13 protein-coding genes are annotated in these 17,447 nt (G+C 57.7%); 5 read left to right on the top strand and 8 right to left on the bottom strand.

The window, feature by feature from the left end; all coding sequences use genetic code 11:
• Nucleotides 1–6 precede the first annotated feature (6 nt).
• From ATU_RS18230 to amyA, 3 genes are all read left to right on the top strand, one after another.
• Nucleotides 7–1,617, top strand: coding sequence for a 5-oxoprolinase subunit B/C family protein (locus ATU_RS18230; protein WP_010973422.1), 1,611 nt, complete (start codon nucleotides 7–9; stop codon nucleotides 1,615–1,617).
• The gene (locus tag ATU_RS18235; RefSeq protein WP_010973423.1) at nucleotides 1,614–3,344 is read left to right on the top strand and encodes an acetyl/propionyl/methylcrotonyl-CoA carboxylase subunit alpha; all 1,731 of its coding nucleotides are present in this window, start codon (nucleotides 1,614–1,616) and stop codon (nucleotides 3,342–3,344) included. Before ATU_RS18230 ends, ATU_RS18235 begins: the two co-directional genes overlap by 4 nt.
• Before the next feature lie 111 nt (nucleotides 3,345–3,455).
• Complete coding sequence (amyA, locus tag ATU_RS18240) at nucleotides 3,456–4,943, top strand: alpha-amylase (protein WP_010973424.1); 1,488 nt, start codon at nucleotides 3,456–3,458, stop codon at nucleotides 4,941–4,943.
• 16 nt (nucleotides 4,944–4,959) lie between these two features.
• Here amyA and soxR read toward each other — a convergent pair whose 3' ends face one another.
• Together soxR and ATU_RS18250 are read right to left on the bottom strand one after the other, a co-directional pair.
• The gene (soxR, locus tag ATU_RS18245) at nucleotides 4,960–5,415 is read right to left on the bottom strand and encodes a redox-sensitive transcriptional activator SoxR (protein WP_010973425.1); all 456 of its coding nucleotides are present in this window, start codon (nucleotides 5,413–5,415) and stop codon (nucleotides 4,960–4,962) included.
• A gap of 189 nt (nucleotides 5,416–5,604) precedes the next feature.
• Entirely contained in the window at nucleotides 5,605–7,713 is a 2,109-nt protein-coding gene (locus ATU_RS18250; RefSeq protein WP_010973426.1) for a TonB-dependent receptor plug domain-containing protein, read from the bottom strand.
• 147 nt (nucleotides 7,714–7,860) lie between these two features.
• Here ATU_RS18250 and ATU_RS18255 point away from each other — a divergent pair, with 147 nt between their 5' ends.
• A complete protein-coding gene (locus ATU_RS18255) occupies nucleotides 7,861–9,330 on the top strand; it encodes a glycosyl transferase family protein (protein WP_010973427.1) in 1,470 nt (489 codons plus the stop codon).
• 5 nt (nucleotides 9,331–9,335) lie between these two features.
• Here the strand turns inward: ATU_RS18255 and ATU_RS18260 are convergent, their stop codons facing one another.
• The 6 genes from ATU_RS18260 to repA all read right to left on the bottom strand — a co-directional run bounded on the left by ATU_RS18260 (nucleotide 9,336) and on the right by repA (nucleotide 15,269).
• On the bottom strand, nucleotides 9,336–10,535 hold the full coding sequence (locus ATU_RS18260) for a low temperature requirement protein A (protein WP_010973428.1): 1,200 nt from the start codon (nucleotides 10,533–10,535) through the stop codon (nucleotides 9,336–9,338).
• Nucleotides 10,536–10,590: 55 nt separating this feature from the next.
• Complete coding sequence (locus ATU_RS18265) at nucleotides 10,591–10,875, bottom strand: hypothetical protein (protein WP_010973429.1); 285 nt, start codon at nucleotides 10,873–10,875, stop codon at nucleotides 10,591–10,593.
• A gap of 66 nt (nucleotides 10,876–10,941) precedes the next feature.
• On the bottom strand, nucleotides 10,942–11,154 hold the full coding sequence (locus ATU_RS18270; RefSeq protein ID WP_035256880.1) for a hypothetical protein: 213 nt from the start codon (nucleotides 11,152–11,154) through the stop codon (nucleotides 10,942–10,944).
• Nucleotides 11,155–11,581: 427 nt separating this feature from the next.
• Nucleotides 11,582–12,859 carry a plasmid replication protein RepC gene (gene repC, locus ATU_RS18275; RefSeq protein WP_010973432.1) on the bottom strand — a complete coding sequence of 426 codons (1,278 nt, stop codon included), beginning with the start codon at nucleotides 12,857–12,859 and terminating at the stop codon, nucleotides 11,582–11,584.
• Nucleotides 12,860–13,044: 185 nt separating this feature from the next.
• Nucleotides 13,045–14,058, bottom strand: coding sequence for a plasmid partitioning protein RepB (gene repB, locus ATU_RS18280; RefSeq protein WP_010973433.1), 1,014 nt, complete (start codon nucleotides 14,056–14,058; stop codon nucleotides 13,045–13,047).
• Nucleotides 14,055–15,269 (bottom strand): plasmid partitioning protein RepA, encoded by a 1,215-nt coding sequence (gene repA / locus ATU_RS18285; RefSeq protein ID WP_010973434.1) that lies wholly within the window; start codon nucleotides 15,267–15,269, stop codon nucleotides 14,055–14,057. The genes repB and repA overlap by 4 nt, the downstream gene beginning before the upstream one ends.
• Nucleotides 15,270–15,703: 434 nt before the next feature.
• Between repA and ATU_RS18290 the strand changes: the two genes are divergently transcribed.
• On the top strand, nucleotides 15,704–17,092 hold the full coding sequence (locus ATU_RS18290) for an FAD/NAD(P)-binding protein (RefSeq protein ID WP_010973435.1): 1,389 nt from the start codon (nucleotides 15,704–15,706) through the stop codon (nucleotides 17,090–17,092).
• Nucleotides 17,093–17,447 lie beyond the last annotated feature (355 nt).

The following is a 17,447-nucleotide window of genomic DNA, read 5'->3' on the forward strand; positions in this document are numbered from 1 at the left end:
GATATAATGCGTTTTCTTCCCGTCAGCCTCACCACCATTCTTGTCGAACTCGCCGATCTCGATGAAACGCTGGCGCTGTTCGCCTCGCTTCAGAGTGATCCCGTCGAGGGCATCGAAGAAACGGTGCCGGCTGCCCGTACCCTGATGATCCGATTCCGCCCTGAGAAGATCAATGTCCAAGCACTGGCCGCGCGGCTGGCAAGCCGCGATCTCTCGGCAAAGATCGCGCCTTCGGACAACCTTGTGGAGATCCCCGTCCATTATGATGGCGAGGATCTTGCAGACGTCGCCGAATTAACTGGCATGAGCGTCGAAGAGGTCATCCGTCGCCATACCGAAAGCGAATTTACCGTGGCCTTCTGCGGCTTCGCCCCCGGTTTCGGTTATCTGGTCGGCGGCGATCCGGCATTGCATGTGCCGCGCCGGCAAAGCCCGCGCACCCGCATTCCAGCCGGCTCCGTGGCGCTGGCCGGCGCCTTCAGCGGTGTCTATCCGCAAAACAGCCCCGGCGGCTGGCAGATCATCGGCACCACGCCGGTGAAGATGTGGGATATTGACCGCGATCCCGGCGCGTTGTTCCAGCCGGGCTACCGGGTGCGTTTCTTCGACATGGACAAGGCCGGCAGAACGGTCGATATCCCGGCACCGGCACCGGCGAAAAAAGAACCGAAAAAGGACGGCCCGCATTTCGAGGTGCTTGCCGCACCGATGCCCGCCATCTTTCAGGATCTCGGCCGTTTCGGCCAGACCGGACAAGGCGTTTCCGCCTCCGGCGCGCTGGATCGCGGCGCGTTCAACGGCGCAAACCGCATCGTCGGCAATCCGGCCAACACGCCGTGCCTTGAACTGACGCTCGGCGGCTTCTCTTTTAAAAGCACAAGCCGCGCCGTCATCGGCATAACCGGCGCCCCCTGCCCCGTCACGATCAAGACGGCGGATCGCAGCTTCGTCGCAAAGACTGATGGACCGGTCTCCCTTGAGGCTGGTGATGTCGTCACTTTCGGCCAGCCGCCGAAGGGCATGCGCTGTTATCTTGCCGTCCGTGGCGGCTTCGATATCGAGCCGGTGCTCGGCAGTTTTGCGACGGATACGCTGGCTGTCGTCGGCCCCGATCCCGTGGGTGCCGGTGCCGTTCTGCCGCTTAAGAGCGAAAAGGCCGGTCTTTCCAGCGTTTCGATCAGCGAGATTCCGGCTTTTGAGCCGCCGGCAACCGGCGAGGTCGTGACACTGGACGTCGTCCTCGGCCCCCGAGCTGACTGGTTTACGCAAAAGGGTATCGAGACGCTGACCGGCCAGCTCTGGCAGGTCACCCCGCAATCGAACCGCGTTGGCATCCGCCTTGCCGGTGACGTGCCAGTGGAACGCAAGGACAGCGCCGAGTTGCCGAGCGAAGGCACGGCAACGGGCGCGATCCAGATTCCCCATAGCGGTCAGCCGGTTCTTTTCCTTGCCGATCACCCGCTGACCGGCGGTTATCCCGTCATCGGCGCGGTAGCGGAATATCATCTCGATCTTGCCGGGCAAATCCCGGTCAACGCTAAAATCAAATTCCGCCCGATCGGCCCCTTTGCCGAAATCGCGGCCAAAAACACAGAATTCGGAGGAGAAGATCGATGAAAAAAGTGCTGATTGCCAATCGCGGCGAGATCGCGGTGCGCATCATCCGGGCCTGTCGCGATTACGGCCTGCAATCGGTCGCCGTTTATGCCGACCCCGATCAGGACGCGCTTTTCGTCCGGCTGGCGGATGAAGCCTATGCGCTGGAGGGCGTGCGTCCCGCCGAGACCTATCTCGATATCAGCAAGCTGATCGCGATTGCCAAACGCGCCGGTGCTGATGCCGTGCATCCCGGTTATGGTTTCCTGTCCGAACGCGCCGAATTTGCCCAGGCTGTCATCGATGCCGGACTGATCTGGATCGGTCCCGACCCTGATGTCATCGAGGCATTGGGCGACAAGGTCATGGCGCGGCGCATCGCCACCGGTGTTGGCGCACCGCTGGTTGCCGGCAGCGATGGCCCCGTTTCTTCCGCCGCCGAAGTCACCGCCTTTGCCGAACAGCACGGCCTGCCCGTCGCCATCAAGGCGGCCCATGGCGGCGGTGGACGCGGCCTGAAAGTCGCGTGGAAGATGGAAGAGATCGCAGAGCTCTATGAATCCGCCGTGCGCGAGGCGACCGTCGCCTTCGGCCGCGGCGAGTGTTTTCTGGAACGTTTCCTCGATCGGCCGCGTCATATCGAGGCGCAGGTTATTGCTGACAAGCACGGCAATGTGCTGGTGCTCGGCACCCGCGATTGCTCGCTGCAACGCCGGAACCAGAAGCTGATCGAAGAAGCACCCGCCCCCTTCCTGTCGGATGAACAACGGCAGAAGATCCATGATGCCGCCAAGGCGATCTGCGCTGCAGCCGGTTATTCCGGCGCCGGCACCGTCGAATTCCTGCTCGGTGTCGATGGCACGATTTCCTTCCTTGAGGTCAATACCCGCCTGCAGGTGGAACATCCCGTTACCGAGGAAACCACCGGCATTGATCTCGTCATCGAGCAGTTTCGTATTGCCGAAGGCCATAAGCTTCGTGTGCTTGAAACGCCGGAACCGCGTGGCCATTCGATGGAGTTCCGTATCAATGCCGAAGATCCGGGCCGCGGCTTTCTGCCGACACCAGGCTTGATCTCGGTTTTCGATGCGCCTTCCGGTCCGGGCATTCGCATGGATAGCGGCGTCATCAGCGGCTCAAGCATTCCCGGCGTGTTCGATTCGCTGATGGCAAAGCTCATCGTCACCGGGGTTGACCGCGATCAGGTTCTGCGCCGTGCCCGCCGTGCGCTGAGGGAATTCCGCATCGAGGGCATCGCTACCGTTCTGCCGTTCCACCGCGCCGCGATCGAGACGGAGGATTTCATCGGTACTGACGGGTTCAAGGTTCACACCCGCTGGATCGAAACCGATTTCGCCGCCATGCCCGATGCGATGGAGCGACCGGCACCGGCCGACGACCCTTCTATCACCCGCACCTATCTCGAGATAGACGGCAAGCGTGTTTCGGTTGGCCTGCCCAGCATTCTGCTCTCCAGCCTCGGCACTGTCAGCGGTGGCAATGCATCCGCTCCCAGTGCTGCGGTCGAGAAAAAGGAAGGCGAAATGACCGCCCCCGTTTCCGGCACCCTGCAATCTTTCAAGGTGAAGGACGGTGAAACGGTTTCCGAAGGTGATCTTCTGGCCGTCATGGAAGCCATGAAGATGGAGACGCAGATTGTCGCCACCAGGGCCGGAAAGGTCCGCTTGATCGTCAAGGAAGGCGATTATCTGCAGGCGGGAGCAACCCTTATCGATATAGCCGGCTAATATACATCCGGCGCGCTGGCCTCACAATCGCAGATCGCGCGGCACCGGCGGCGGAACCCTTTCGCCGCCGGTCCGTTTATGGCGCGACCTGCTAACCATCGTGAGGGAAATATGGCCGGACGCACCTTGCTTCAATTCTTCCATTGGTATTATCCGGACGGAGGGAAATTGTGGAGCGAGGTGGCCGAAAAGGCCGAAAGCCTTGCCAAAATGGGCATCACCGACGTCTGGCTGCCGCCGGCCTACAAGGGCGCCGCCGGCGGTTATTCGGTGGGATACGACACTTACGACCTTTTTGATCTCGGCGAATTTGACCAGAAGGGCACCGTCGCCACCAAATATGGTGATCGCGCGGCGCTCGAACATGCGGGCAAGACGCTGAAAGACAATGGCATCCGTGTCATCCACGACGTGGTTCTCAATCACAAGATGGGTGCCGATGAGAAGGAAAAGGTGCGGGTTCGCCGCGTCAATCCAGACGATCGTACCGATATCGACGATGAGGATTTCCCGGCGCTCGCCTATACGCGCTTCACCTTTCCCGGCCGCAACGGCAAACATTCCAAATTCATCTGGGACCTCAAATGCTTCAGCGGCGTCGACCACATCGAAGAGCCGACCGAAGACGGCATATTCCGCCTCGTCAATGAATATGGCGATGGTGAATGGAATGAGGAAGTCGATCAGGAGAACGGCAATTTCGACTATCTGATGGGTGCCGATGTCGAGTTCAGAAACCGGGCGGTTTACGAGGAACTCAAATATTGGGGCCGCTGGCTCTCCGAGCAGGTGCAGGTGGACGGCTTCCGCCTGGATGCTGCCAAACATATTCCGGCATGGTTCTTCCGCGATTGGGTGGGCCATATGCGTGAGACCGTCGATCCCGATCTTTTCGTCGTGGCGGAATATTGGCACCCCGATCTGGAGGCGCTGAAAAGTTATCTCGAGCTGGTCGACAAGCAGCTGATGCTCTTTGACGTCGCGCTCCACCACAGTTTCCATGACGCCTCAAAACAGGGCGGCGATTTCGACATGCGCAGCATCTTCGACGGCTCGCTTGTATCGGCCGTTCCGGATCATGCCGTCACGCTGGTCGACAATCATGACACGCAGCCGCTGCAATCGCTGGAAGCGCCGGTCGAACCATGGTTCAAACCTCTTGCCTACGCGATCATTCTGCTGCGCGAAGAGGGCGTTCCCTGCGTCTTTTATCCCGATCTGTTCGGCACGAGCTACACCGACACCGGCAATGACGGCAACGAGTATAAGATCGATATACCCGCCATCGAATGCCTGCCAAAGCTCATCGAGGCCCGCAGCCGCTTTGCCAACGGTCCCCAGACGGATATTTTTGACGATGCGAGCTGCATCGCCTTTATCCGCCACGGCACTGCCGATGCGCCGGGCTGCGTGGTGGTGATGTCGAATGGCGAACCGGGTGAAAAACAGGCTGACCTCGGCCCCGAGCGTGCGGGATCGGTCTGGCGCGATTTTCTCGGTCACCGGGAGGAACACATCACCCTCGATGAGAGCGGCAAAGGCACCTTCCCGACAAATGGCGGCAGCGTCAGCGTCTGGGTTCCCGCCGATTCCGAATAAGGGGCGGCTCAGCCGCTTATTCAGCGGAGACGAGGCGGCGCGGGCCAGCGCCGTCATCGGCCAGAACATCATTCGGATTACGCAGCGGACAATCATCCAGCGACAGGCAACCGCAACCGATGCAGCCGGTCAACTGATCCCTTAGCATGACCAGATTGTTGATACGCGTCTGGAGCATTTCCCGCCAGGACTGGGAGAACCTGCGCCAGTCCGTCGTCGTCGCCACGCGGTCCTGCGGCAGATCAGCCATCGCCTCCCTGATGATGCTGAGCTGGATGCCGGCGCGTTGCGCGATGCGGATGATGGCGATGCGCCGCAGGACGGCGCGATGATAACGACGCTGGTTGCCGGCGGTGCGCCAGCCTTCGATAAGCCCCTTCGCCTCGTAAAAATGGATGGTGGAAACGGCAATACCGCTGCGGCGCGCAACATCCCCCACCGACAGGCTGTGTTTGAAGATGGTATTTTCCATTCTGGCTCCTGCTTCCGGAATGATTTCCGCTCGGAAAATGCGGAAAAGCGTCGAAGAGCAGCCGGTATAATTCCTCAACTATAGTTGAGGTCAATAGGCGATTGGGCAAAAAAAGAGGCGCCCGGCGGGCGCCCCTGAAATTCCGCTACTAAGGGGCCCAGTCACTAAGGCTCAGTCACTAAGGCTCAGTCAGAATTTTGCCGTCATGCTGATCCAGAAACGACGGCCTTCCATGACCGTGTTGAAATCATCGGTGCCGACGTCCTTGTCGAAGACATTATAGACGGCGGCATTGAGGTCGACATTCTCGGCAACCGCATATTTCGCGCCGATATCCAGCGTGGTGTAGGCATCGTATTTACGGCCGGACTGGCCGTTGATCGTCACCGGCGTGCCGTTGGCGCCGATACGCGGGCCGGCATTAATTTCCGATCCGTGGTAATTCAGTGAAACCCAGGCTTCCAGCCCATCGATCGGGGTTACCCAGTCGCCGCGCAGATTGGCCATATGTTCGGGCGTCCGCGCCAGCGGGAAACCTTCATAATCGCCGGTCTTCTGTTCGGAATGTGTATAGGTGTAATTACCCCGCAGCGTCAGTTCCGATGTCGCATACCAGGTCGCAGTCAGCTCCACGCCCTGAATGATCGCATCGTCGATGTTGTAGTTGTACCAGAGACGATAGTTACGGTCCTCGCTCCAGCGGGCCGGCGTTCCATCCGGATTGAGCACCAGCGCATTGGAAATCTTGTCCTTGAAATCGGTGTAGAAATAGGTGGCGCCGAGGGCAATGTCGCCATTGTCCCAGAGGGCAGCTATTTCGTAACTCGTGCTTTTTTCCGCTTCCAGATTGGGATCACCAATGATCACGCCGCAGGTGCCGCTCGGGCCATAGCTGCAACCGCCGCCACCGGTAGTATAGGCGTAACCCGGCGCGATCTGGCGGATTTCCGGGGCACGGAAACCGGTGGAAACCCCACCCTTGATGGTCAGCTCTTCGGTGGCGCTCCAAACGCCATAAAGCCGCGGGCTGAAATGATTGCCGTATTTCTCGTGATTATCGAGACGAAGGCCGCCCGTCAGCGCAAAATTATCGACGATGCGCCATTCATCTTCGAGGAAAAGTGCCCACTGCGTTGCGGAGAAGGTTTCGTCGCGGTCGGTGCGGCGGCCCGGATTCTGGTCGGTCAGCCGCGCCTCGAAATATTGCCCGCCGGTCACCAGCGTGTGGTTGCCGAATAGTTCGAACGGCGTGGTGAACTTGCCGTCGAGAACGGTGTTACGGATTTCCGGTGAGCGCGGATTTTCGGTTACCCTGCCGGTACGGGTGTTTCTGGTGAAATTTGTACGCTCGGCCCATTCCTGCTGGAACGAGAATTCGGACGTCGTCGGCCCCCAGCGGCCAGTATGCGAAAGCGACCAGTGATCCCGGGTATTGGTGTTGTAGGTGCCATTGGCATCCGTCGCAGCCAGCGTATCGCCGGGTTCAGCGTCGCGGCGCAGGCGGGTCTTGCCGCCTTCTAGATAGATGTCGTGATCTTCATTCGGCGTAAATGTCAGGCGGCCGTTGAAATCATATTCCTTGGCGCCCGTGGTGCCGTTCAGAATACGGTCTTCGCCGCGCGTAAAACCCCTGCCCCAGAGCTGCAGACCAAGCTGATCCTTCAGGATCGGCCCGTTGGCATACCAGGAGACCTGACCGCTGTTGCCGAACTTGGAATGCTGCTGGACCGTGCCCTCGGTGGTGACGGAACCGGACCAGACATCACCGACCTTGCGGGTGATGATGTTGATGACGCCGCCCATGGCATCCGAACCATAAAGCGAGGACATTGGACCGCGCACCACTTCGATGCGTTCGATTGCCGAGACCGGCGGCACGAAACTCTGTTCGAAACCGGAATTGCCATTGGTGCGTGCATCGCGCGTGCTCTGTCTTTTGCCGTCAACGAGGATCAGCGTGTAAGCGCCGGGCAGGCCACGAATAAAAACATCCTTTTCATTGGCGATGCCGGTGACGGACACACCCTGCACTTCCCGCAGGGCATCAGTCAGATCGCGATAAGACCCCTTTTCCAGATCCTCGCGCGTAACAACCGTGATGCTGGCAGGTGCGTCCTTCACATTCTGCTCGAAGCCGGATGCGGTGACAACGATCTGCTGAAGAACCGTGTTTCCCTCGGAGGCCTGCTGCGCGAAAGCCGGCACGGCAAAACCCAACGCCGTTCCCGCCATTGCTGCCGAAACGCCGGCCTTTATTATTGTCGCAGTCCTGTTCTGGCCGCGGTACTTCAATTCCATGTTACGCCCCCGCATTTAACTTGAGAATTAAGCACCACTTATTTAGGAGGGGGAGCGGGCGCAACGCGTTTGTTTTCGAACAGTTCTAAATTCCAGAAATTGCAAAGAGGGCTCCCCGGATGCTTCGGCGGAGTAAAAAAACCCAAGATGACAACCGGCAAGAGAAAAGCAGAACCAGTCTCAACGGCAAAGCCCGACAGGCTTGGACAGCTGAAATTACTTGTCGCTTTCGATGCGTTGTTGCGGGAAGGCAGCGTCAGCCGGGCTGCGGCCGGCATGGGACTGCCGACCTCGTCCATGAGCCGGATATTGCAGCAGCTCAGGGAAAAATATGGCGACCAGCTTTTCCTGCGCACCGGCCAAGGCCTGCGCCCCACCCCCTTTGCTGAAAACATGCGGCTGCGCATTCGCTCGCTGGCGGCGGAAGCCGAAAATCTGATGGATTATTCGCAGCAGAAACCGGAAGGACCAGCCGCCCCGGATAAAAGCGGTTGGGAACAACCGCTGCTGATGAAAGCGCCACCGCTTTCGCTTCGTCCCAGCGTTGTTCTGGAAGGCCAGCCGACACCGGAACACATTGCCGACCGTCTCGCCCGCATCGGCCACAATGCCGATCCGCGGCACCGGCTCGCAAAATATATCGCAACCTCGGCAATGGGCATCGGCAACAGCCGTCCGCTCGCCCAGGGGGAGGCGATGGATGCGCTGTCGATCATTCTTGAGGGCGAAGCCGACCCCATACAGGTCGGCGCGCTGCTCGCCACCATGCATTATCGCGGCGTGACCGCGGCGGAACTTGCGGGTTTCATCGAAGCCATGTGGCAGCATATCGAGAGAGACCGGCAGCGCCCCGCATCCGTCGATCTCGATTGGCCGGCCTATATGTCGCCAAAACATCGCGATGCGCCGTGGTTCCTGCATTCCGCCCGTCTGGTTTCGATGGCGGGCCATAGTGTCCTGTTGCACGGCCATGTCGGTGAGGGAGACAATGGCGGCAAGCTGGAACTCGCCGCACGGGCCTGCGGCATTCCCCTTTGCCATTCTCTTTCCGAGGCGATGGAGGCCACATCCTCGCAGCGCATCGCCTATCTGCCAATCGGCGGCTTATCTCCGCAATTCCAGAGCTTGCTTGGCTTGCATGGCATTCTGGAAATGCGCCTGCCGCTCAACACGGTCGTCCATCTTCTCAATCCGCTTCGCGCCAAAAGCACCATGATCGGCGTGGCCCGCCCCTCCTATCAGGAACTCCACCGCGATACCGCGCGGCTGCTTTCGGTGGAGAACCTCGCCATTCTCGGCAATACCCGGGATTTTGCGCAATTCACACCGTTCCGCACCACCCGGATTTTCGGCCTTTCAAAAGGCAGGGATGTCGAATGGCTCATTCCCGCCCGCGAAACCCCGCCTGCCGAAATGCCGACCATGTTCACCACCTTCGAATATTGGCGCGCCGTCTGGACAGGTGCGGCCAGGGACGAGCGGGCGGAAACCATCATCATTTCCACGGCCGCCATCGCGCTGATGCTGGTCAACGATATGGCCCTGTCCTTCGAGGAGGCTTATGCCCGTAGCCTGCAGCTCTGGAATGACAGGGCGCGCAATCTGGCCCACGCCTGATCTGATCAGGCATTGGCCACCGCTCTTTTCAGCGCCATATATTCCCACAGGGCGACGGCGAGCAGAATTCCCGTGCTGGCCAGTTGCAGCACGAAGAGCGGAATGCCCGGCACCGGCAAAAGCAGGCACAGCGCCGCAACGCCGGCGAAATGTGAAACGGGTCGCTGATAGGCGGCGGCGATCTTGACGCCAATATTGCCGGCCAGAAACAGAACCGGACCGCCGAGAATAGCGATAGCCTCCCGCATGGTTGCGCCCTCGCGGGCATGGGAAAGGCTGAAATCCTCTCCCACTGCCGTCAGGATGATGCCGGCGACGATGGGCAGATGCCCATAGTTGAAAAGATTCTGCGCGATCTTCGTTTTCTCTTCGGCATTCTCGGCCTTTCGGGAAGCCTCTTCCTGCCCGTGGTGAAAATAGATCCACCACATCACCACGGTGCTAACGAAGGCCGAGCAGAAGACGAGAAAGGTCAAAGCCGAATTCATATATTCGGTCGCCGTGCGGCCCGTGGTGAGGATTGTTTCCCCCAGGCAAATGATGACAAAGAGCGCGCAGCGCTCCGCCAGATGTTCGCCGGAAACATGAAGCCTGTCCTCATCGCTCGAGGGCACGCCCGGCACAACGTAACGGCAGGCGGGCCCGGCATATTCGATGGCAAGGGCTATGCCCCAGAGCAGAATACGGTCGGCGAGATCGACCAGACCGCCAGCCAGCCAGAACAGGCTTGATAGGGTGAGCCAGATCGTCACCCGCACCAATACCAGAAAGGACTGCCGATCTTCACCCTTGAAGGCGTAAAGCGCAAAAAGGCTCCTGCCCACCTGCATGGCGCTGTAGATCAGCGCAAAGACGAGACCCAGTTCCGCAAAGGCCTTTGGCAAGGCAATGGCCAGCAGAACCCCGCCGAACATCAGCACGAACAAAAGCAGCCGGACCGGCTCCTTCTCGGTATTCAGGAGATTGGTGATCCAGGTAGTGTGTATCCATAACCACCACAGCGACAGGATCAGGATGCCGGCCTCAAGCGCCGCTGTCGGCCCAAAATCCTTGGCAAGTGCGTGGGAAAGCTGGATGAGCGCAAAGACAAAAACGAGATCGAAGAATAGTTCGGGAAAGCTCGCCTTTTCGGCATCCTCCCCCTCTCGCCTTATCCAGCTGTCGGCCTCCGGTTTGCCTCTGGAAGTCTTGTTTCCCGTGTTCATTTCGCCCCAACCATCTGATACCGGTCGGTGAGAACCATTTCCTCAACACCACCCCTCATCGTTGCGACAACGCTTCTTCGCTTGCTGGTGAGAAGGGCTGCACCCCTCGTCCCGGAAATTCGAGCGCCCGCGCACTGTCGGGATAAAAACGCGGTCCCACCAGACGGATTTTCTTTCCCGAAACATCGGTGATGTAGTTCGGGGCAGTTACTGGGGCAACGATCTGGCTGCTCTGAGTTTTCGACGCTTCGAGCGTGCTGACCTCAATTGGCTGGGCCTTTACCGACATAGCCGTCGCAAGGGCGAAAGCAGGGACGAGAAGAGATGATCTGAGACGCATGGGCAAATATCCGGGCACATTTATTTGCGCGTAAACAGCCTGCCGCTGCTTTGGTTCCGCCGCCTCTCAGCCGTCTCCCTCAAGATAGGATCTGTATTGGACATAGTCAGCGCTCGGCCGGCCGTCGATGATTTCCGGTGGCCGACCCTCACCACCTGGCAGATGGCCAGTCTTTTCAAGCTCAGCTTTCACGAGTTTTTCAATCGCCCTATGCCGTGGCAAAGCGTGGTCCGCCATGTAGAGAGCAATAGCCAGTTCGACATCATCCGGAAAAATCATCACCTCAGCGATCCTTCGAAACAGTCGAGGCAAACGCGAAACCTTGCAGAAGGTTCAACCAGCCCGCTGGGACGATGAATAGATTGCCTTCCTATTGAAGGGCTGTTTTCCGACGATCAAATCATGTTGCAGATGGCGCCGGATCCGCGTTTCAACCGGCTTCATATACGAATTTCAGATGTCTGTTTAAGACGCGCACTGCTTTTTTCAGCCGTTGACGGCACGATTGCTGGAAAAACAACGCAGACTCAAGCGATTGAAACCAATCACTTAAAAATGTAAACGAAAGCTAATTGGCACTTAACTTTCATTACTTTGCATTAACCATAGGAAGCCCGCTTGACGCTAGATATCAGCCGCCTTAAGCGAATCTTGCGGTAATTGCCGAAGCAGCGTTAATGTACCGTCGGACCGGTTTTTCCGCAAGCTAACCCGCCATGCCCACCTCCATCTTGTCTTGACGCCCACGCAGCTGCGCCAGAAGCATGGTCTGCATATCGAAACAACCTTCCTGGGCCTTACGCGTCAGATTGCGCAGATATCCGCCGAGCGAGCTTATCTGGTCCGCTTTCTGCAGCAGGCAGGCAAGGATGGCGGCTGTTCCCTGTCGTCCGAAGGTGGTGAGCGCCTCCTGATAGGCGGACTGGCTGACGTTGAACATGGTTTTGATCACGGAGGTCGCGACTTCGAGATCACGCCAGCCGGTGATGGCTCCACCCGGTGCGTAGAGCGAAATGTCAGGGCAAGCCTTCAAAACCAAAACAATATCAGGAACAAAAAATTGCTTATGAAGAACAGCCTTTGGTGATGGCGGTACAGGTTTCGCACTGATGGGTGCCACATATGTTGGTTGGGCGATGGCGGTGCTGGCAGGTGCAACGGTAACCGCCTCACGCAAATCCTGCCGTTCAGATATGGATTCGGATTCTGAATTCTTTATGAGGCGCTCATTTTGGCAGTCATTGCCGCCCGATTTTTCCGATTTTTCAATATTTTCCAGATAGTTGGTCACTTCTGCACGCAAAGAGGCTAGGAATCCGGCGATTTCCTTGAGTTCCGCGGCCTTCGAATTACGACCAAGAGAGTTTGCAATGGCATTGTATCGGGTCTGAAACCCGTCGAAGGTTTTGAGGTCACCATGTGCGGCAATCATTTCGCAAAGTTTCTGGATATCGCGGCGGCAAAGGCTGATGCTCTCTCGAAGGCGCTGAAGATCGAGCCTTTCGCTGATGATACGCTCGGCCAGTTCCTCGATTTCAGTTTTGCGGGCAAGAAGCGGAGCCAGTGAAAAGCCATAGGCTTCGCTGATCTCGCCTCCCCTATGTTTGCGGGCATAACGTTTTCCGTTCGGGCTATCCTTGCGAATGATGAGACCAGCCTCGACAAGCGCCGAAAGATGCCGGCGCAATGTCTGTTCGGCCATGCCATGCGCGCGCAGAGACAATTGCGTGTTTGATGGGAACACCACCAGACCGGCTTCGCTGGAAAGCTCATTCTTTGGATAAAAACTCAAAAGCGCGTTCAAAACCGCAAGGGAGCGATCGGTCACACCGAGCAAGGGCCGGGCTTCACAGACCGAACGATAAAGTTTCCATTTGTCGACGGCTTCGACCTTTCTGGTCTTCTGCGCGGCAAACTGAGTTGCGAGGACGCCAAACGACATCGCTCGCCGCCCAAAGGGCGTCGTTACACATGTGCTGTCCATGTCTTTCACCTTTCACAAGGCAAAAGAAAATCGCTCACCGAAAAATTCGATGCCAAGACTCTTGACTATGATTCGCGGAAATGAGATTCTTTGGTTGCTTAGATCAAAGAAAGGCTTCCGTGCGGCAACGTTCGGGGGCTTTTTTCTTTTGTGATGCGTCTCCTGTTAGTGGTTCGCGTTAAAACTCACTGCTTGGACCGGTATTCGGCAAACAGCGTTTGAAGATGTTCGAGAACGAATTCGGCAAACTCCGGCGCTTCGTTCTTGTCGATAGAGATATCCAGCTTGCGGTCGCTCTCGACCACCTTTGCCAGTCGTCCCCCGGTTTCTGATGACCAGACGCCGGCTTTTTTGGCCTGTGCCTTGGGCTTCAGGAAATCCAGCAGCGATTTGAACCGCTCTTCCGATGTCAGGGCAGCGACGGACGCATCCTTCACATAGGCGCGAGCCGCTTCCTTCACCTGAGAGGAGGAAAGCTGATCGGCAAGATCCATCCAGTTGCGACGGCCAACGCCTGGAGCCGGACCGATGAGATCGACGAGATCTTCCGGAATGCGGCCGACAACCGACAGCATATTGGAGAGATCGCCCTTGTGGAGAGACATGGCGGCCATGATCGTATCGCGCGGGAACCGCATCTGCAGTTTCTGGGCAAACCGCGCCTTCTCAATATAGGTGAGGTCGCGGCGCTCGTTGTTTTCCTGACCCTGGGCGACAACCAGCTGCTCGTCACTGAGGTCACGAACGACTGCCTTGACTGGAATACCAAGGTTCGACACGGCACGCAGACGGCGATGGCCGAAAGCAACCTGATAACGGCCCTGAAAATCAGGATGCGGGCGCACCAGAATGGGAACCTGCTGGCCCTGTTCGCGAATAGCCTCGACAAGGCCCGCATCCGCTTCTTCGGAGGCTGGCATGCGATCCGGTATGAAGGATGGATCGATATCGGCAGGGTTCAGGGAAACGATCGTCAGACCTTCCGCGAGCTGCCTTTCGATCTCTTCCGCCCGCTTGGCGCGTTCCGATACTTCGCTGAGCGACTGGCCGATCATACCAACAGGGGAATTCAGAACATCCGTGACAAGGTCCGGAGAGCCAAGGATGGGCCTGATACGCGGACGCGACCGCTCGGAGCCAGTCTCATTGCTGTCGGCGGCGGGAGTGCCAAGATTGGCGAATATCTGTTTTCTGCTCATGCTGCCCTACCCCACGCTTTTTTAATCAGTCCTTCGATTTCAGCGTTTACGTTGTTCATGGCTTCCAGCGCACGGTCATAGGTGGACCGGGTGAACTGGGTTCTTTCCACTTCGAAAAGTGTCTGGTTGGTCAATCCGGCATCCGAAACCGCCGTGCTTTTCAGCATGGGGTGGATGAGGACGTTTTCGCCGAAGATGGAGCGCAGGAAGGCGACCATCTGGTTCTGTGGCCCGTCGCTGGGTTCGAAGCGGGTGATCAGGTACCGCATCCAGTTGTAGTCGGAACGCGCGCCGGCCCTGCCAATTTCGGCGAGAAGATCACCGGTCATGGCAAGAAACTGGTTCATCGACATCACATCCAGCATTTGTGGGTGAACGGTAACGAGAACCGATGTGGCAGCGGTCAGCGCGGAAAGCGTCAAATAACCGAGCTGCGGCGGGCAATCGATGACGACGACATCGTAGAAGTTCTGCGCCTGCGCGATGGCCTGACCGATGCGGGCGAAAAACAGCGTATCACCCGGGGCGCGGCGCATCAGGGCGCGCGGCGTATCATGTTCAAACTCCATCAGTTCCAGATTGCCGGGAACGATATGGAGATTGGGAATATAGGTGCCGCGAACGATCTCTGCGATCGGCCGACGCTCGTCGTCGTAACGGATCGCACCATAGAGCGTTTCATTCGGTCCGACATCGATTTCTGGCTGGTGGCCGAAGAGGGCGGAGAGACTGGCCTGGGGATCGAGATCGATGGCAAGAACGCGGTAACCGCGCAGCGCCAGATATTGTGCCAGGTGCGCCGAGGTGGTGGTTTTCCCAGAGCCGCCCTTGAAGTTCATGACCGCGATGACCTGCAACTCTTCGCCTTCCCGGCGGTGCGGCAGATAACGCCGGGTGCCACGGGCGCCCTGATCCAGAAATTTCCTGATCTCGTCCATATCCTCGACCGAATAGGAACGACGGCCGGAAGCCTGAGCAGCATCAAGCTCTGGACGTTCGGCGGCGATCTGGCGAAGATAGGCCTCGCCAATGCCGATCAACCGCGCGGTTTCCGCAGGAGAAAAATGCCGCATGCTCTTTTCGGTGTGCGGGGAAAATGTATTTGCATTATGAGCCTGCAATTGGGCTGACAACGCAGCCGAATGCTGTTGTATAAGACTCGTCAGGTCGGGCGCTCCCGCGGCAGGTCTTAAATCGGCACTCTGTGTCATCGGTCTTCTTTCGCTCGAAATTGCAGTAGCGGTTTTTTTCGAAAAAGGCGGTTTTTTCCGCAACTGAGATATAAGCGCCGATTCTCTTTTTGGCGCAATAGGCTTTTTTCTCAGGTGCAGAACTGCCGCTAAAGCATTGTGGAAGAATCACATTTGCTTTTTGTGACGGTTTGACGGTTAGCCGCGGCTAACTCTTCTTTTATGAGCATATGGATGAGCGAAAATAGAACTACTTAGGGACGGTCTCCGCTTCCTTTTTAAAGTTTGCCGCGGCTAACTTCGGGTTCGACTGGCTGCCGGCTCCAAGAATCATAAAGGCGGAAAGTGTGGGGTAGACATTGGCAGGCGTTTAATCTCTACTTGTTGACTAGGGTATTGTTCGGTTGGGCGCCCGCCGCCCATCTGTCTTAGACTGTTGCAGGTTGGAGGAATGAATGTCCTATGATGTCGCTCTTGTCGGGTCGGGTTTCTCGGCCATCTGTACCGCCGCCCATCTTTTATCGTCCTTGCCGGCAGAGGCTTCGATTGCGATCGTCGGTGATGAATCGGATTTTGGGCGTGGCACTGCCTATCGCACGGAACTGCCCTATCACCGGCTAAATGTGCCGGCAGGAAGAATGAGTGTTTTTCCCGATCGGCCTAATGACTTCGTCGACTGGCTGACGGAGAACGGTATCACCATAGACCCCTTGGCTTTCGCCTCGCGTGGTGACTATGGCCTTTATCTCCGAGACAGGTTGGCAAACTTGTTGAGAAGCAGGGAGCAACGGGCGAGGGTGGATTTCATCAGGGCCAAGGCTTCGGCCTGTCGGCCCGATGGTGCTGGTGGCTTTTCTTTTGTTCTGGAAAATGACGGGCAGCTGCATGCGAAGAATGTAATTTTATGTCTCGGCTTGGGCTCAGCAAGTTTGCCGGTGCAAACTGTCGCGAAAGATGAAGGTGAGACGCACCGTATCATCAGCCATTGCTGGCAGCCGGGATGGCTGTCCAAAGTGAAAGCCGGTGATCGCATCTGTATTCTGGGTTCGGGCCTGACGATGATCGATCAGGTCCTGACCCTGCGCGGGAAGGGGCATCTGGGGCCAATCCATGTCCTGTCCCGTCGCGGACTGGTGCCGCACCCACATATCAGCCCACCAACGCCTCCGGCGGATCCGAACCTGCCCCACTGTGCGATGGAAATCAGCGCAATATTGCAGACCCTGCGCGGGCTGGTGAGAGAAGGGACGCCGTGGCGCGCCGTGATGGATGGTTTGCGGCCAAAAACGCAGATGCTTTGGCAGAGCCTTACCCCTGCGCAGCGTAGTCGCTTTCTTCGACATGCTTTGCCATGGTGGAATATCCACCGGCACCGCATCGCGCCCGAGGTTTCCGATGCTTTCGCAAAACTGCTTTCGGACGGCGTTCTGGAAATCCATGCCGGCTATCTTCGTTCCATCGACGAACAGGAAGAGGGCATGGTGGTGCGTTATCGCCGCAGGCATACGCAGATACTGAAAGAGCTGCACGTCGATTGGGTCGTTAACTGCACGGGAATGGAACGGGCAGGTATCGGCCATTCGCGGCTTCTCGAAACCATGCGTGGTGATGGGGTCCTTTTGCTCGATTCCTTCGGATTGGGCGTGGAGGTGGATGAGCAGTCTCGTTTGTTGCGGGAGGATGGGGAAAGCTGGCCCGGTCTTTTCGCTGCCGGTGCCCTGACGGCGGGCCGTTTCTGGGAGATAACCGCTGTTCCGGATATTCGCGTGCAAGCGCAAAAGATTGCGCAGATCGTGACCGAAAGAGTCACCTCAACAATTGATCAAATTTGCGCACGGGGTTGAGTGGCTCAAGGGTTAGCGTATGCATGTAGGCGCGGGCGGCGGCCGAATTATATCTCGTACCATGTTAGCCGCGGCAAACTTTTCCTGCTTATGGATACTTGCAAGATACCGATTACGGAATAGAGAGCGGCACGCGAAGAGATCAGGCAGGCTGCGCGCTGCCGTAGAAGGTAAGATTCCCTTGAGATAGAGCAGCAGGCAAACCGTCGAATTTCATGACTGCAAATGAGAGCCCGGCGTCGATGCGGGATAGCGTATGAAAACGTTCATTTGCTAAATAATTTACATTTCCTGTGGAAATACGTCGAAAAACTGGCTATAAAGCTCAATATATCGGATTTCTATGAAAATAATT

It is taken from the genome of Agrobacterium fabrum str. C58 (genome assembly GCF_000092025.1).
Lineage (GTDB): Bacteria > Pseudomonadota > Alphaproteobacteria > Rhizobiales > Rhizobiaceae > Agrobacterium > Agrobacterium fabrum.

Bases quoted from the DNA above. Each gene is read 5' to 3' on its own strand.
- ATU_RS18230 (WP_010973422.1), top strand. From the start codon at position 7: ATGCGTTTTCTTCCCGTCAGCCTCACCACCATTCTTGTCGAACTCGCC.
- ATU_RS18235 (WP_010973423.1), top strand. From the start codon at position 1,614: ATGAAAAAAGTGCTGATTGCCAATCGCGGCGAGATCGCGGTGCGCATC.
- amyA (WP_010973424.1), top strand. From the start codon at position 3,456: ATGGCCGGACGCACCTTGCTTCAATTCTTCCATTGGTATTATCCGGAC.
- soxR (WP_010973425.1), bottom strand. From the start codon at position 5,415: ATGGAAAATACCATCTTCAAACACAGCCTGTCGGTGGGGGATGTTGCG.
- ATU_RS18250 (WP_010973426.1), bottom strand. From the start codon at position 7,713: ATGGAATTGAAGTACCGCGGCCAGAACAGGACTGCGACAATAATAAAG.
- ATU_RS18255 (WP_010973427.1), top strand. From the start codon at position 7,861: ATGACAACCGGCAAGAGAAAAGCAGAACCAGTCTCAACGGCAAAGCCC.
- ATU_RS18260 (WP_010973428.1), bottom strand. From the start codon at position 10,535: ATGAACACGGGAAACAAGACTTCCAGAGGCAAACCGGAGGCCGACAGC.
- ATU_RS18265 (WP_010973429.1), bottom strand. From the start codon at position 10,875: ATGCGTCTCAGATCATCTCTTCTCGTCCCTGCTTTCGCCCTTGCGACG.
- ATU_RS18270 (WP_035256880.1), bottom strand. From the start codon at position 11,154: ATGATTTTTCCGGATGATGTCGAACTGGCTATTGCTCTCTACATGGCG.
- repC (WP_010973432.1), bottom strand. From the start codon at position 12,859: ATGGACAGCACATGTGTAACGACGCCCTTTGGGCGGCGAGCGATGTCG.
- repB (WP_010973433.1), bottom strand. From the start codon at position 14,058: ATGAGCAGAAAACAGATATTCGCCAATCTTGGCACTCCCGCCGCCGAC.
- repA (WP_010973434.1), bottom strand. From the start codon at position 15,269: ATGACACAGAGTGCCGATTTAAGACCTGCCGCGGGAGCGCCCGACCTG.
- ATU_RS18290 (WP_010973435.1), top strand. From the start codon at position 15,704: ATGTCCTATGATGTCGCTCTTGTCGGGTCGGGTTTCTCGGCCATCTGT.